Source organism: Metabacillus fastidiosus NBRC 101226, from assembly GCF_001591625.1.
GTDB classification, from domain to species: Bacteria; Bacillota; Bacilli; order Bacillales; family Bacillaceae; genus Metabacillus; species Metabacillus fastidiosus.
The window spans coordinates 1-14,467 of the sequence record NZ_BCVG01000094.1; the positions used below are offsets into that span (position 1 = coordinate 1).

The following is a 14,467-nucleotide window of genomic DNA, read 5'->3' on the forward strand; positions in this document are numbered from 1 at the left end:
TATATATGACAAGCTCCATAAAAAAAGAAATTGAAATAGTTACATTCAATTTCTTTTTTTATATAGAGATAGATATGTTGTTTAATAGTAATATCCCATAAAAGGAGGATAACCGTATCCATAAGGACCATAAGGCAAATACGGGTTAAAAAACGGCTGATTCATACTAGTAGTTATAAACGGTGCCGAGGGACCGCTAGGAGGATAATACATAACGAAAGGTCTTCCTATACTTAATCCGCTGCCCGCGAATCCGCCGTGGAGATGGGCACCGCCATGGACGCCATGCCCGCCTATTACAACAGTTGGCATAATTGTTCACCTTCTTATTTTCTTTCACATGCTCCCTTTATCATAAGCTCTTTTTTAGAAATGGTTCATATAAAGTGAAACGTCTGTAGATAGTCAGTTGGGTTCCTTAAGATGTGTTACTCGAACGTTGCATGTGTTTGTTATATGAATATTCCACTCGGATCTGGAGGGGGACTCATCCTGTCTTTTAAATGAGGGATAAAAAGAAAGCATATACTTTCGTAATTATTTACTCATTTAGGCGAATACCCAAGAATTTATATAGTCATCTGCATAGCCTTTAATGAGTACAGAATGTGGAGGTAGGAAAATAATGAACCAAAATGAATTTATTGATCAAAATGATGAAAGAATTTTTGGCCGCCCATTTGGATTTGGAAGACCATTCGGTTTTGGTCGCCCATTCGGATTTGGAAGACCATTTGGATTTGGTCGCCCATTCGGATTCGGAAGACCGTTCGGCTATGGCTACGGCTTTGGCGGTCCCTTTGTCGGCGGTGTACTTGGAGGCTTAGTCGGAAGCGCATTGCTTTCTCCTTATTACGGCTACGGGTATCCTTATTACGGTTATGGTTACGGCTACGGATATCCTTATTACTATTGAAAATAAGAAACTTCATCCCCTCAGTAATTTGAGGGGATATCTCTCTTTTTAACATCTTTTTTTAATTAAATCATATGTTTAAAAAGATAAAAATATATTGTTTCTAAATTTAAAAGTTGGAGGAAGGAATGGGGACTTTTATTGATTTATTAGAGGGAATAGCACACTCTGATGAAAAATGTGTGTTAGCTACGATTATACATATAGAGGGATCAGCTTATTTAAAAGAAGGCACATCAATGATTATATATGGAGACGGAAAATATGTTGGCATGCTGTCTGCCAGCTGTTTAGAAGAAGATGTGATAATAAGGGCTAAAGAAGTATTTAAAAATGAATGTTTACAAACAATTATGTACGATATGAGAAAAGAAGATGATCTATCGTGGGGGCAGGGTGCTGGTTGTAATGGAATGATTTACATTTTACTGGAATTTGTGACAGAGAGGTTAAAGGATGAGTTGATGTTTACGAAAGAGCGATTGGAGAGAGGGAAAAGCATACTATATAAGAAAGAATTCTCCTATCAGCTTTCCTTATTAAATGATTCATTTATTGAAACGGATATAGGAGAAGTCAAAAAGAATGGGCTTTTTATTGATGAGGCAAACAGAGGGTTACAATACCGCTGTTTTTATACTCCGAAGCCGAGAATGATCATTTTTGGTGCGGGACCTGACGCAAATCCGCTCGTATCCCTTGCTTTTCAGGCAGATTTTCATATTATTTTAGCTGATTGGAGACCTGCATCTATAAATAAACAATCTTTTCCGGAAGCAAAAGAATTTATTATTGGTACTCCGGAAGAAATCGCCGCTCAAATAGCTTTTTTAGAAACAGATTTTGTTATTGTGATGAGCCATAATTTTTTAAAAGATCAGCAGTTTTTAAATAGAGTAATAGATAAAAAATGGAGATATTTAGGTATTTTAGGACCGAAAGAGAGAACAATGCGTTTATTTAATAAAAAGCATATTCCAGGTTCAGTTTCCTCGCCAGCGGGGCTTTCAATCGGTGCGAAAGGTCCAAATGAAATTGCGATAAGTATTATGGCGGAAGTGATACAAAAACTTAGGATGTCTGAAAGGAAATCTGTTGAAAATGACTTCAAATAATATCATTGGGATTTACCTTGCCGCAGGTAAAAGTGAGAGAATGGGAAGGAATAAGCTGATTCTTCCAGCTGGAGCAGATTATGTAGGCACAGCTGCTTTAAGAACTGCACTATCATCAAAGCTGAATAAAATTATTGTTGTAATGAATGCCGTTAATTACTCATTTTTTAACAAAAAACTGCCCCAAAACGAACATGAAAAATTAGTATATACGATTTGTGCTTCAGCAGGTAAAGGTCTTTCATCTTCTTTAAAACATGGTATTCATAAAGCAGAGACTTTATTTAATCCCGACGGAGTTTTTATTTTATTAGCTGACCAGCCTTTCGTTACAGAAGAAATGATTAACAAGCTCATTGATGTATTTTATGAAAGAAAATCTTTCTCTTATATTGCCTCCTGTTATAACAATGTTATTAGACCGCCGCTTATTATACATAAAAGAATTTTTCCTTCTATTAATCAATTAAAAGGTGACAAAGGTGCTAAATATTTATTTGAAAATCAAAAATGTTTTCAGGGAGAAACGATTGAGTTTTATGAAGAAAAGCTGTTTTTTGATGTTGATACAAAAGAAGAATATGAATTTTTAATGAGCGAGTATATTCATTAAAAATTCTTTCTTTATTCAGGCTTTGTGTAACATCATTTTATATACAGGTGGTGCCGCTGGTGATCATAATCGGAAAAAGCGTTATCCGTAAAGAAGCTTATGAGAAAGTGACTGGAAAAGCGAGATATACAAATGATTATCAATCAGCTGATATGCTTCATGCAAGATTGGTAACGAGCCCTTATGCACATGCCAAAATAATCGAAATGGATCAGTCGGAGGCGCAGAAAATTCCCGGAGTACGGGCTGTTATTACTGGTGAAAACCTGCCGTTAACAGGGGAAGATTTACGTGACAGACGACCGATTGCAACAGATAAAGTCCGTTATCACGGAGAAGTAGTAGCGGTCGTTGTCGCTGATAATCCTGTCCTTGCTAAAAAGGGAGCAGATAAAATAAAAGTAAAATATGAGCCGCTTCCTGTCGTGAATTCACCAGGAGATGCTTTAAAAAAAGATGCGCCGCTCATCCATGAAAATCTCGCTCAATATGAAAAGGTTGGGCAAGTTTATCCGGTACCTGGTACGAATATCGCAAACATTACAAAAATAAGAAAAGGCAATATGGAAAAGGGATGGCGGGAAAGTGAAATAACAGTGGAAGAAAACTTCTTTTTCCATCCTTCTGACCATGCGGCGATGGAGACGAGATGCTCTTTTGCAGAAATTCGGGCGAATGGTGATATTGTCATTACATCCTCCTCACAAGCACCATTTATGATTAAAAAATTAATCGGTGATTATTTCAATATCGATGACGGAAAAATCATTGTTAATACTCCATTAGTAGGCGGAGCATATGGAGGAAAAGCGCCGATTCAATTAGAAATCCTTGTCTATTTAGCATCTAAAGCGGTGAATGGAAGAGCCGTGAAATTACTTAATACGAGAGAAGAAGATATTATTACTTCTCCGGTTCATATCGGTCTTGATGCGAAAGTGAGACTTGGCTGTACGAAAGACGGAATATTAAAAGCGGCGGAAATTGTTTATTTATTTGACGGCGGTGCATACTCAGACAAAGCAATTGATGTTGCAAGAGCGGGTGCGGTAGATTGTACGGGACCTTACAGGCTGGACAATATTTATTGTGATTCCTTATGTATGTATACGAATCATCCTTATGCTTCTCCATTTAGAGGGTTTGGTCATTCAGAGGTTTTATTCGCTTTTGAGAGAACGATGGATATTTTAGCGAGAAAACTGAATATGGACCCGCTCGAACTGCGGAATAAAAATGCAATTCTTCCGGGAGATACAACTCCTACACAAGTACTTCTTAACTCCAGCAATGTCGGAAATCTTCGGAAATGTATTTTGAAATTGCGTGAACTGATGAATTGGGAAGAAGGCGAGCTCGTTGATTTAGGAAATAACAGGCTGAGAGCGAAAGGAATTAGCTGTGTTTGGAAAACATCAACGATAGATACGAATGCCTCATCAGGAGCAATTTTAACATTTAACCGTGATGGAAGCGTGAATTTAATGTCAGGTGTAGTGGAGATCGGTACTGGTACAAAAACAATTTTAGCACAAATATTAGCTGAAAAATTAAAGATGGATATAAAAGATGTTCATGTACAAATGGAGGTTAATACACAAAATACGCCGGATCATTGGAAGACAGTCGCAAGCAGAGGGACATTTATGGCAGGAAGAGCGGTATTAGAAGCTGCAGATGATGTCATTAAGCAATTAAAGCATATTGCGGCATGTGTCCTTCGTGCTTCAGCTGACGATTTGGAAGTTGGCGGAGGGAAAGTATTTGTAAGGGATGAACCGCAAATTAATATTCTGGTTAAAGATATCGCATATGGATTTACATATCCGAATGGGAACGCGATTGGCGGACAAATAATCGGACGGGGAAATTATATTTTAAGGCATATGACATATTTGGATGAAGAGACTGGAGCAGGAAAGCCGGGACCTGAATGGACTGTCGGCGCACAGGGCGTGGAAGTTGAAATTGATATGAAAGATTATACGTATAGGCTTATAAAAGCAGTTTCTGTCATTGATATCGGGAAAGTGCTTAACGAAAAGGCAGCTGTCGGGCAAGTGAAAGGTGCGATGAGTATGGGTCTGTCATTTGCTGGAAGAGAAACATTTATTTTTGATATTTACGGCCGGGTTCTTAATAATCAGCTAAGAACGTATCGCCCTCTGCGGTTTGGTGAGCATCCTGAATATGTCGTCAGTTTTGTTGAAACGCCGCAAATTGATGCCCCGTACGGAGCAAGGGGTGTTGGAGAGCATGGGTTATTAGGAATGCCGGCTGCTCTCGGGAATAGTCTGTCTTTAGCTCTTCAAAGGGAATTGACCCGCCTGCCGCTTATTCCTGAATTACTGTGGCGGGCAAGAGAAGGAGGGAATGAACATGCTCTCGACTAATCTTGAATATTATAAACCTTCCAGTATTGATGAAGCAGCTGCATTATATAACAGTTTAAAAGAAAAAGAGAAAAAGCCTATTTATTACAGCGGCGGTACAGAAATACTGACGCTCGGGAGGTTGAATTTAGTTGAGGCGGGAGCTGTTATTGATCTTAAAAATATTCCAGAATGCCTTCTTCATGAAAAAAATGAAAAGAAGCTTATTACCGGTTCTTGTTTAACATTAACTGAAATTGAGGGGAAGAATTATTTCCCCCTTTTAAGTGCTGCTGCAAGCGAAGTAGCAGATCATACAGCAAGAAATAAAATTACGCTCGGAGGGAATATTTGCGGGCAAATTTTTTATCGTGAAGCAGTTCTGCCGTTTTTATTAGCAGAAAGCAATGTACACATTGCAAGTACGGAAGGAATAAAGACATATTCAGTTCTTTCTATATTTAATGAAACTCTTTCATTGGAAGACGGACAGTTTTTAACAGCTATTTCAACGGATGTAAATTATTTAGATGCCCCGTACGTTCATATAAAAAGAAGAAAGCAATGGGAAACAGGTTATCCATTAATAACAGCGGCCTGTTTAAAAATAAACGGACAATTACGATTTGCCTTTAGCGGATTATGTCCGTTTCCGTTCCGTTCTTTTGAAGTGGAAATGGAGCTGAACAGAAATATAGCGAATGAGGAAAAAGTTCGGAATGCCATTACTTATGTGCCTTCCCCGATCCTTGATGATGTGGAAGGATCCAGTGCATACCGTTTATTCGTTTTAAAAAATATTTTACTCGATATATTAAGGGAAATGGAGGAAAGATAAGTGCCGCAAATTAAACTGGAAATAAACAAAGAATTGCATATATTGGACGTAAGATCCGCAGATACACTTTTATATGTCTTAAGAAACCGGTTAGGGCTGACCGGTGCTAAGCCGGGATGTTTAAATGGAGACTGTGGAGCCTGTACGGTTATTGTTGATGGAATTCCTTTAAAATCATGTATTATGCTTGTTGTGGAAGGAGAAGGGAAGGAGATAACGACAATCGAGGGGCTTCACAATACTCCGATTCAGCAGGCGTTTGTAGAGCAATTCGCTTTTCAATGTGGGTATTGTACACCTGGTTTTATTATGAACTGTCATGCTTTAACTGAAACGGAGCATAAGCCGTCTAAAGAAAAGATAAGGGAGTGGCTTTCCTCGAATATATGCAGGTGCACAAGCTATGAAGAAATTGAAGCAGCTGTTCTTTTTGTGTTAAAACATAAGCAAATGTAAAGGCTCTTACATGTGACCTCCGAAAAATTATAGAATAGTATAATTCAGGAGGGTGGAATGGTATCGTGGAAGAAATTGAAAAAATGCAAGAAAACGAGGAACTTATCGTTCTGCAAAAATATATAAACTATATTATTGCCATTCTTTTATTAACAGGACAGTTAACAATTACCGGTGTTTTTGTAAGAGCAGGCGCTATTAGTCTTTCATTAGGAGGACCGATCATCGGCAGTGACAGAATACAAGCCCGGAGAGGAAAAAAAACAGTTAATTTATTGATTGGAGTAATTGATGTCATTATTGCTTTATTAATACTTGCAGAGCAGATTGGAATTGTCAGTGTTGTTATTTCCTCAGAGAAATTTTTTCTTAATGTCACCGGACCGATTTTTGGTGAGTCAAGAGTGGTAGCAAGTGCGCCGGTTTTGCGTGAAAATGTAAAAGCCCTTAATCAAATAGTACCGGATCATTTAAAAATTGATCATAAAAAAATGGAAAAATTAACAGAGGAGAGAAATCAATGAGTGGCCAGACTATTCCAACGATAAAGTCATCAACAGGAACCGTCTTCTTAATCGCTGTTCCATTAATTCTTTTTATTTTCTTCTTTACGAAAACAGAAGGAGGAGCAGAGGACGAATAAAGCGAAAAAGGACTATCGTAAGGCATTTTCTCCGATAAAAGAGAATTTGCTTTTTTTAATAGTCCTTATCGTGGATAAATATTTTATACAGATGCTTAGGCATTGCCAGTCATGTTTTGATCATTAACATCTGGGTCATTGAAATTAGATGCATTTATTCCGCTATTAACAAATAAAAAATCTCCCGTGTTTGCAGCCCCAGCACCAAGAACAGACTTTGAACTGCTTTTTGGTGATAAATAAAATGAGTCCCCGAAGTTTACAATTCCACCATCTACACTATTAATTTTGATCGGTCCTACAATTGCCGGCATTTACAAAACATCCTTTAATAGAATTGATATTGCTTTATTTTATGCGGCTGATGCCTCCTTGTTCATTATCAGTTAAATTCTTTTCGGTTTTGTGAGAATAAAGGCGTTTTTATTCGTTGTATATAGTGTAAAAGCTTTTACAGTAAAAAAGGAGAAATATATATGAAATCTAATGAGAAAAATTTTATCAGGCGCCTTCAAAATGGAAAAGAAGATGCATTGGAATTTATTATTGATCATTATTTACCTCTCATAAAAGGTATTACATACAAAGTTCTTGGACAACTGAGTAATGAGGGAATGATCGAAGAATGCATGAATGATGTCTTCCTAGCTGTTTGGAATCATTCGGAGAAATTTAAAGGGAATTCAAGTGAGGAATTTAAAAAGTGGATTTATTCAATTGCGAAATTTAAAGCAATTGATTATTACAGAAAAGCAGTGAAACGGACGGAAACTGCTTCTGATTATGTGGAAATGAAGAATGAGAATTCAGTAGAGGACGAGCTTATCCAATTAGAAAATAGAGCAGAACTGATGAAACTTATTAATGAGCTTGATGAACTGGACCGAAATATCTTTATGATGAAATATTTTCTCGGCATAAAATCAGAAGAAATTGCGATGAAGCTCGATATGACGAAAGCGTCCATTGACAACCGGATTTATCGTGCCAAGAAAAAACTCAATCACAAAGTAACGAATTTAAAGCTCGGAGGAAATGTCATATGAAGAAAGATATTTATGAATTATTAAATGATGTAACGGTAGATGAAGCGGATTTTGAGGAAATAGAAGTGACAGAGATAGAAAAAGCGAGACTGAAAAAAACATTAAAAAATTCCCTTCCAAAAAAGAAGAACAAATGGAAAAAGCCAGTATTTGCGGCAACAGCTGTTCTTTGTCTGTCAACAGCGACATTTGGACTGGCATTTCCGACATATGCGAGCCAAGTACCGATTATCGGTGATATTTTCAGATTTTTAGATAATGACAGAACAGGGCTTTATGATAATTATAAGGAATACGCGAATGAATTAAATGTAACGAAAAAGAGCAATGGAGTTAAAATTACTGTCAACGATGCCGTGTTTGACGGGAAAACAATTACTTTAACGTATTCGCTTGAGAGTGAGAAGGATTTAGGAGAAAGCCCTTCTACATTTGATTTTGTAAATGTAGAAGGTTCACATGGAGCGAGCGGATCGTCCATTATTAAAAAAGTGGGTGAAAATAAATATGTCGGCCTGCTCACAGCGACTCAAATGATAGAAGAGAGTGATGCGGTAAATGTGAATTGGAGTATTGGAGAAGTAAATACTGATCCAGAGATGAAGGAAGAAACGATCAAGGGGAATTGGGATTTTAGCTTTTATTTAAAAGCAGCAGAAAGAAATAATCTTCCTATTCATAAAAGTACGGAAGAAAATGGGGTAAAGGTCAGCATCGGTAAAATTATGTTTACACCGATGTCCTTCACTGTAGATTACAGTCAGGATGTTTCTAAAGGGGTAAGGAAAAACTGGGATGTAGTTAATGTTGATCTTGAAATAAAAGATGATCTTGGTAATAGTTATTCAGGACAAGGAAACGGTGGAAGCGGGGACAGTGACGGGTCTCATATGAACTGGTCGAAAACATTTATGAAGCTTGATGAGAAGGCAACAAAGCTTATCGTCACACCGCATGTTAATTATTATAATTACGGAAAAGGCGGAATGGAAAGCACAAGGGCAGAAATATTAGAAAATGGAGAGGAAAAAATAACTGAACTGAAATCCAGCAATAATAATAAAAAGATGCGTGATGAAAGAAAGCTGGATGATATTGTTATTGAGCTGAAAAAATAAAGTAAAAGAAGATGACTCGTATGAGTCATCTTCTTTTACTTTAAGAAATTCTGTCTAATTCATCATTAATAAGAGAACGGATGCGAATATTTTTTTTAGATGCTGTTACCATATTTCCGCATGTCGGGCATTGTGATCTAAGGCCCTTTAGTCCATTTGCATTGAAATTATCTAAATTATAATTAAAAAATGGAGAACGAAACCATTTTTTACAATTAGGATTTGTGCAACAAATCTCTAATACTTTATTTTTCGGCATAAGAGATCAGCTCCTTTTAGTATATAATACGCTACTAAAAAGGAAACACCTTCCATATACGTTCGACAATTATCTACATTAGGAGAGAAGTCCAAGTACTTTTAATCCATTATAAATTCCAGAATCGGTAACGGAGGTCGTTTTATGTTTTGCATAAGCGAAAAGATCTGGATGTGCATTGCCCATTGCAAAGCTTTCTCCGACATTTGTAAGCATTTCCTTATCATTCATGCCGTCGCCGAAAGCGATCGAGGATTGTTTTTCTACGTTTAAATGTTTGAGTACTGCCTGTATGGCGCTCCCTTTATTGACATTATCCCGTATAACATCATAGCAATCATGCATTCCTTCCACATTTACTTGTGATAAATGGATGTTGTATTCATTTTCATATTGTTTTAGCTCTGTTTCTTTTATGTTCATTAACGTCATGCCTAAAATATGAGATGTTACTTCCGGATTGTAAAGTTCATTTTTCCTGAGATGGAAAGTTTTAATAAACTGTTTTATTTTTTCTGTTTCCAATGTTGTAAATACATTTTTTTCGTCTGTATACATGACTATCTCATGTCCAAGCTCTTTTGCTGTTTTCATAAAAAACTGTACGGCTTGTTCATTCATTGGAGCATTGATGATTTCTTTTTTATTATGTAGAGCGAATGCACCATTATAGCCGATAAAAGAATCGATATTCAGTTCTTTTGCAATGTCTGATATTTCATGCAATGGCCTGCCGGTTGCGAGGAAAACTCCGACACCTTTCTCTTGAACAGCTGCAACAGCCTCCTTGGTCGAATTCTCAATCGTATCATTGGGCCTTAAAGTCGTTCCATCAATATCAAGAAATAATAATTTAAAATTAGTAGTCATCGTTTATCTCCAAACTTCTGTTATTTTTAAAAGTTCATCTAAATTTTAACATAGCAACAGACAGTAGTGAAACGGGAGAAAGAGTCTATTAAAAACGTGATATAATAAGAAAAATTGAAAAACAAAAAAGAAATAGGAATTACGCTTGCTTTGCTCCCATATATTTGTTATGATAATAAAGAATTATTTTTGTTCGGTATTTAAGGATACAATCGTATTCCCTTGATATCACTGAGAGCAAGGATAGATTACAATTATGTGTTATGTTTAACGCACTAGGAGGCAAACAAAATGGAACAAGGTAAAGTAAAATGGTTTAATGCAGAAAAAGGTTTTGGATTCATCGAGCGCGAAGGTGGAGACGACGTATTCGTTCATTTCTCAGCGATTCAAGGCGAAGGTTTCAAAACTTTAGAAGAAGGTCAAGCTGTTACTTTTGACGTAGAACAAGGACAACGTGGACCACAAGCTTCTAACGTTCAAAAAGCTTAATTAACTTAAACTTTACGTACAACAGACTCTATTTATAGGGTCTGTTTTTTATTATGTTTAAGATAATAAATAAAAGCCCCGCTCGGTGAAGGAGCAGGGCAGCAAACGGAACAGTAAAAGGTTTAACTTATTATATCATAATTTTCAGAAATACTAAGCAATCTTCTAAAAATTTCTTTTGGGAAATTATTGTATTTAATGAATGTTATGAATTTACATAATAAAATCATTATTTGCTTAAGAGAACTCTATTTCAACTAAAAAAATATAGCAGAAAAAATAATTTGTATTTAATATTAAAAACAATAACAAGTATATAACAAATGAAAAAAGTTTTTTTATGGAAATGTTATATGAATCCATTTATATAAAGAAAGAGGAAAAGCCTTCAATAGATGAATTGCTCAATGTCGATGGAGTAACAGTCGACGAACTAAAACAATATCTGAGGGAGAACAAGGATGAATTGCGCCAGCGCATCAGAACAAGAAAATACCAGCCACAAGCTGCCTTAAGAGTGGAGATCCCAAAAGAAAATGGAAAGATGCGCAAATTGGGAATACCAACAGTAGTGGATAGAGTCGTTCAACAAGCCATTCATCAAGTACTAAGTCCGATATTTGAAAAGCAGTTCAGCGAATTCAGTAATGGCTTTAGACCAAGAAGAAGTTGTGAGATGGCGATTGTTAAAAGCTTGGAATTTCTTGAATGCATTACAGACTATGAATTGAGAAAGCGTGAAGTGAAGAACCTTGAACGGAGAATGAAATGGGTGCGCTTTCCTTATGTTAAGTTTATATCTGCATTATTCTGTTTATCTTCTGTATGACTATCTTCCGAGCTGTCGTCGATTTTGTTTTGTTCCTTGTTATCACTGCAAGCAATGAGAACGAATGACATTATAAAAAGAATAGCTATAAGACTTATGTACTTTTTCATTGTTTTTTCCACTTTAGAGAGATGTTATTTTAATTTTCCATCTACAAAAAAATGTTTAAGTTTTTTATAATAATATTATAGATTAGTTATGAAAGAAGATATAATATGTTAATTTTAGAATAATAAAGTTATATATTTCCTTGACATAATTTTCTTGAAACTATAACATTGAATATAACTTAAATATATGCACTAGGGGTGTTATTTAACTGAGATGAGTATTACCTCAAACCCTTTGAACCTGAACTAGTTGAAACTAGCGTAGGAAAGTGTAAACTCTAATACATAATTAAAGAGCGATTGTGCCTTATTTTTAATATGTAGTTATTTGTTTTTACGCAACTTTCCTATGGGAAGGTTGCGTATTTTTTATTTTATCTATCATTTTATTATTTAAGTTTCATCAAAATTAAAAATATAGGAGTGGTTATGATGACTAGAACAGTATTAGTAACAGGTAGTAGTAGAGGTTTAGGAGCAACTATTGTAAAGACATTGGCACAACAAGGATTTCAAGTGGTTATCAATTACTATAAAAGCAAAGATTCTGCTGAGAAGCTCGTTTCTGAGATTGGTGAAGAGAATGCTATTGCAATTCAGGCTGATGTAACAAATCGTAAAGAAGTAGATAACTTGATAAAAAAAGCAACGGAATATTTTGGTCAAATAGATGTTGTAGTCAACAATGCATTAGTAGACTTCAAATTTGATCCAAACAAACAGAAAACCTTCACAGAACTCACTTGGGATGATTATCAAAAACAGCTGGATGGTACTTTAAAAGCAGCATTTAATGTAATTCAAAGCGTCCTACCTCAATTTATGGAAAGAAAAAATGGAAGTATTATCGGCATAGGTACTAATTTATATCAAAATCCTGTTGTACCTTACCACGAATATACAACAGCTAAAGCTGGATTAATAGGTTTTACACGTAATATCGCTTCTGAATTAGGAGTATATGGTATAAAAGCAAATGTAGTTTCAGGCGGATTATTAAAAACGACTGACGCCAGTGCTGTTACAACACCAGAGGTATTCGATTTAATTGCTCAATCAACGCCATTGAAGAAGGTGACTACACCTCAAGATGTAGCCAATATGGTCGCTTATTTATCTTCGGAAAATGCGAACGGTATTACAGGTCAAAATTTCACAATAGATGGCGGTTTGACAATGAACTAATAGCTTAACCATAGATAATCCTTCAAAAAAGGAGTATACAAGACAAGTAATGATGATGTATTTTGAGGTGTAAACAAATGACAAAAACGAAAGAAAAACAACTGCACCTAGGTGTTTTGCTGTATGGTTGTGGACACCATCAAGCTGCTTGGTTAATGCCTGGCTCAAGCGTTGAACGTATTGGAGATATTTCCTATTACCAATCTTTAGCGCAGTTGGCGGAAAAAGGCTTCTTTGACGCCGTATTCTTTGCTGATAGTCAATCATTTCGAAGTAAAAATGCTAGTGATATGCCAGCATTTTGGTTTGATCCAATCGTCAATTTAACTGCTATTTCTCAAGTGACAAATCATGTGGGATTAGTTTCAACTATTTCAAGTACTTTTTCTAATCCTTTCACTGCTTCACGTCAGCTACTGAGTTTAGATCATATTACAAAAGGACGTGTTGGCTGGAATCTCGTTACGTCCATGACTGATTTGGAGGCGTTAAATCATAGTATGGAAGGACTGCCTCCTCATGACGAGCGCTATGAGAAGGCAGATGAATTCGCTGCTTTAATGAATAAGTTATTTCTTTCATGGGACGGTAATGATTTTTTACATAATCGAGAAGAAAGAAAATTGATAAATCCTTCAAACATTCAGCCTTTTAATCACGAAGGTACCTATTTTAAAGTGAGCGGCCCATCCACTACGCCAAAAAGTCCGCAAGGCAAACCAGTATCAATGCAAGCAGGGGCGTCTAAACAAGGCATTGTATTAGCCGCAAAATATGCCGATGCAGTCTATTCCGTGTCGTGGAACTTAAAGCAGGCAAAAAGATTTCGTGAAAAATTAGATAAACAAGTGAAACAAAGCGAAGACAGCAATAGACATATTAAAGTATTTCCAGGCTTAGTAACCTATGTAGGTCATACCCATGAAGAAGCTTTAGCCAAAAAAGAAGCATTGGATGAGAAATTACCTATTGAAACAGCTTTAAAACAGTTGAGTTTCTTTCTCCGACAAGATTGTTCTAATTGGGAAATTGATAAAGCAGTACCTCCACTACCCCCAGTAGAAGAATTTACTGGTCCAGTTGGACGTTACGAAACGATACTAGAAATTATTAATGATAAACAACCTACAGTAAGGGAGTTATTGGGATATCTTAATGCAGGCGGTGGACATCACACGCTGATAGGTACGCCCGAAGAAGTTGTCGATCAAATGGAAATCTGGTTGGAGGCTGGTGTGGCTGATGGATTTAATCTTATGCCTCCTACATTACCGGGCAGTTTAGAAGACTTTGTTGAACTAATTGTTCCTGAAATGCAAAAAAGAGGTATTTTCAGAGAGAAATATGAAGGTCATACCTTCCGTGAACATTTAGGATTAACATAATAAATTATTATAAAATGACTGTACTAATTGAAGAGGTAAGATGCTGGCAGTAGTATAAAAACGCGAGAATCTTCTCGTAAGAGTAATTATAATTGGACTTACTGATTCAGGCAATGTTTATGTAATAGAGTATAATTTAGAAATAACATACTCAGATGAAATACTAAATGGTTATAGAGAAATTGATATAAAGTGAAACTTCCATCAGTGGGGGTTTTTC

The 14,467-nt window shown here is 36.2% G+C and carries 17 protein-coding genes, 1 pseudogene and 1 riboswitch; of the genes and pseudogenes, 14 read left to right on the plus strand and 4 right to left on the minus strand.

Annotated features, from left to right (window positions below):
* Window positions 1-81: 81 nt before the first annotated feature.
* Entirely contained in the window at window positions 82-312 is a 231-nt protein-coding gene (locus BFA01S_RS17150; protein WP_066233478.1) for a hypothetical protein, read from the minus strand.
* A gap of 313 nt (window positions 313-625) precedes the next feature.
* On the opposite strand from BFA01S_RS17150, the gene BFA01S_RS17155 reads away from it, so the two are divergent.
* The 8 genes from BFA01S_RS17155 to BFA01S_RS23510 all read left to right on the plus strand — a co-directional run bounded on the left by BFA01S_RS17155 (window position 626) and on the right by BFA01S_RS23510 (window position 6,953).
* Complete coding sequence (locus BFA01S_RS17155) at window positions 626-916, plus strand: hypothetical protein (RefSeq protein ID WP_066233482.1); 291 nt, start codon at window positions 626-628, stop codon at window positions 914-916.
* Window positions 917-1,044: 128 nt separating this feature from the next.
* The gene (locus BFA01S_RS17160) at window positions 1,045-2,031 is read left to right on the plus strand and encodes an XdhC family protein (RefSeq protein WP_066233484.1); all 987 of its coding nucleotides are present in this window, start codon (window positions 1,045-1,047) and stop codon (window positions 2,029-2,031) included.
* Window positions 2,018-2,644 (plus strand): nucleotidyltransferase family protein, encoded by a 627-nt coding sequence (locus tag BFA01S_RS17165; protein WP_066233487.1) that lies wholly within the window; start codon window positions 2,018-2,020, stop codon window positions 2,642-2,644. Before BFA01S_RS17160 ends, BFA01S_RS17165 begins: the two co-directional genes overlap by 14 nt.
* Before the next feature lie 59 nt (window positions 2,645-2,703).
* Window positions 2,704-5,037, plus strand: a complete 2,334-nt coding sequence (locus BFA01S_RS17170; protein ID WP_174521610.1) for a xanthine dehydrogenase family protein molybdopterin-binding subunit — start codon at window positions 2,704-2,706, stop codon at window positions 5,035-5,037.
* Window positions 5,024-5,854 carry an FAD binding domain-containing protein gene (locus BFA01S_RS17175; RefSeq protein WP_066233490.1) on the plus strand — a complete coding sequence of 277 codons (831 nt, stop codon included), beginning with the start codon at window positions 5,024-5,026 and terminating at the stop codon, window positions 5,852-5,854. The genes BFA01S_RS17170 and BFA01S_RS17175 overlap by 14 nt, the downstream gene beginning before the upstream one ends.
* Entirely contained in the window at window positions 5,855-6,310 is a 456-nt protein-coding gene (locus BFA01S_RS17180) for a (2Fe-2S)-binding protein (protein ID WP_066233495.1), read from the plus strand.
* Between the two features lie 65 nt (window positions 6,311-6,375).
* Window positions 6,376-6,834 carry a hypothetical protein gene (locus BFA01S_RS23060; protein WP_066233497.1) on the plus strand — a complete coding sequence of 153 codons (459 nt, stop codon included), beginning with the start codon at window positions 6,376-6,378 and terminating at the stop codon, window positions 6,832-6,834.
* The gene (locus tag BFA01S_RS23510; RefSeq protein ID WP_268874886.1) at window positions 6,831-6,953 is read left to right on the plus strand and encodes a hypothetical protein; all 123 of its coding nucleotides are present in this window, start codon (window positions 6,831-6,833) and stop codon (window positions 6,951-6,953) included. The genes BFA01S_RS23060 and BFA01S_RS23510 overlap by 4 nt, the downstream gene beginning before the upstream one ends.
* Before the next feature lie 95 nt (window positions 6,954-7,048).
* Here BFA01S_RS23510 and BFA01S_RS17190 read toward each other — a convergent pair whose 3' ends face one another.
* On the minus strand, window positions 7,049-7,267 hold the full coding sequence (locus BFA01S_RS17190; protein WP_066233500.1) for a spore germination protein: 219 nt from the start codon (window positions 7,265-7,267) through the stop codon (window positions 7,049-7,051).
* Between the two features lie 162 nt (window positions 7,268-7,429).
* Between BFA01S_RS17190 and BFA01S_RS17195 the strand changes: the two genes are divergently transcribed.
* The gene (locus tag BFA01S_RS17195) at window positions 7,430-7,999 is read left to right on the plus strand and encodes a sigma-70 family RNA polymerase sigma factor (RefSeq protein WP_066233502.1); all 570 of its coding nucleotides are present in this window, start codon (window positions 7,430-7,432) and stop codon (window positions 7,997-7,999) included.
* Window positions 7,996-9,117, plus strand: coding sequence for a DUF4179 domain-containing protein (locus BFA01S_RS17200; protein WP_066233508.1), 1,122 nt, complete (start codon window positions 7,996-7,998; stop codon window positions 9,115-9,117). The genes BFA01S_RS17195 and BFA01S_RS17200 overlap by 4 nt, the downstream gene beginning before the upstream one ends.
* Before the next feature lie 40 nt (window positions 9,118-9,157).
* Here the strand turns inward: BFA01S_RS17200 and BFA01S_RS17205 are convergent, their stop codons facing one another.
* Together BFA01S_RS17205 and BFA01S_RS17210 are read right to left on the minus strand one after the other, a co-directional pair.
* Complete coding sequence (locus BFA01S_RS17205; RefSeq protein ID WP_066233511.1) at window positions 9,158-9,376, minus strand: hypothetical protein; 219 nt, start codon at window positions 9,374-9,376, stop codon at window positions 9,158-9,160.
* A gap of 78 nt (window positions 9,377-9,454) precedes the next feature.
* A complete protein-coding gene (locus BFA01S_RS17210; protein WP_066233513.1) occupies window positions 9,455-10,246 on the minus strand; it encodes a Cof-type HAD-IIB family hydrolase in 792 nt (263 codons plus the stop codon).
* A gap of 291 nt (window positions 10,247-10,537) precedes the next feature.
* Here BFA01S_RS17210 and BFA01S_RS17215 point away from each other — a divergent pair, with 291 nt between their 5' ends.
* From BFA01S_RS17215 to BFA01S_RS17230, 4 genes and pseudogenes are all read left to right on the plus strand, one after another.
* Window positions 10,538-10,738, plus strand: coding sequence for a cold-shock protein (locus BFA01S_RS17215; RefSeq protein ID WP_066233516.1), 201 nt, complete (start codon window positions 10,538-10,540; stop codon window positions 10,736-10,738).
* 409 nt (window positions 10,739-11,147) lie between these two features.
* Window positions 11,148-11,474 (plus strand): annotated as a pseudogene (locus BFA01S_RS17220) (reverse transcriptase domain-containing protein); the annotation flags it as partial.
* A gap of 387 nt (window positions 11,475-11,861) precedes the next feature.
* Window positions 11,862-11,962, plus strand: a riboswitch (TPP riboswitch).
* Window positions 11,963-12,109: 147 nt separating this feature from the next.
* Entirely contained in the window at window positions 12,110-12,862 is a 753-nt protein-coding gene (locus BFA01S_RS17225; RefSeq protein ID WP_066233521.1) for a 3-oxoacyl-ACP reductase, read from the plus strand.
* A 77-nt stretch (window positions 12,863-12,939) separates the two neighbouring features.
* On the plus strand, window positions 12,940-14,247 hold the full coding sequence (locus BFA01S_RS17230; protein WP_066233524.1) for an LLM class flavin-dependent oxidoreductase: 1,308 nt from the start codon (window positions 12,940-12,942) through the stop codon (window positions 14,245-14,247).
* Window positions 14,248-14,467: the final 220 nt, after the last annotated feature.

Coding starts and splice junctions, on each gene's coding strand:
- BFA01S_RS17205 (WP_066233511.1), bottom strand. CDS start 9,376: ATGCCGAAAAATAAAGTATTAGAGATTTGTTGCACAAATCCTAATTGT.
- BFA01S_RS17150 (WP_066233478.1), bottom strand. CDS start 312: ATGCCAACTGTTGTAATAGGCGGGCATGGCGTCCATGGCGGTGCCCAT.
- BFA01S_RS17200 (WP_066233508.1), top strand. CDS start 7,996: ATGAAGAAAGATATTTATGAATTATTAAATGATGTAACGGTAGATGAA.
- BFA01S_RS17225 (WP_066233521.1), top strand. CDS start 12,110: ATGACTAGAACAGTATTAGTAACAGGTAGTAGTAGAGGTTTAGGAGCA.
- BFA01S_RS17155 (WP_066233482.1), top strand. CDS start 626: ATGAACCAAAATGAATTTATTGATCAAAATGATGAAAGAATTTTTGGC.
- BFA01S_RS23510 (WP_268874886.1), top strand. CDS start 6,831: ATGAGTGGCCAGACTATTCCAACGATAAAGTCATCAACAGGAACCGTC.
- BFA01S_RS17160 (WP_066233484.1), top strand. CDS start 1,045: ATGGGGACTTTTATTGATTTATTAGAGGGAATAGCACACTCTGATGAA.
- BFA01S_RS17230 (WP_066233524.1), top strand. CDS start 12,940: ATGACAAAAACGAAAGAAAAACAACTGCACCTAGGTGTTTTGCTGTAT.
- BFA01S_RS17190 (WP_066233500.1), bottom strand. CDS start 7,267: ATGCCGGCAATTGTAGGACCGATCAAAATTAATAGTGTAGATGGTGGA.
- BFA01S_RS17215 (WP_066233516.1), top strand. CDS start 10,538: ATGGAACAAGGTAAAGTAAAATGGTTTAATGCAGAAAAAGGTTTTGGA.
- BFA01S_RS17210 (WP_066233513.1), bottom strand. CDS start 10,246: ATGACTACTAATTTTAAATTATTATTTCTTGATATTGATGGAACGACT.
- BFA01S_RS17165 (WP_066233487.1), top strand. CDS start 2,018: ATGACTTCAAATAATATCATTGGGATTTACCTTGCCGCAGGTAAAAGT.
- BFA01S_RS17175 (WP_066233490.1), top strand. CDS start 5,024: ATGCTCTCGACTAATCTTGAATATTATAAACCTTCCAGTATTGATGAA.
- BFA01S_RS17195 (WP_066233502.1), top strand. CDS start 7,430: ATGAAATCTAATGAGAAAAATTTTATCAGGCGCCTTCAAAATGGAAAA.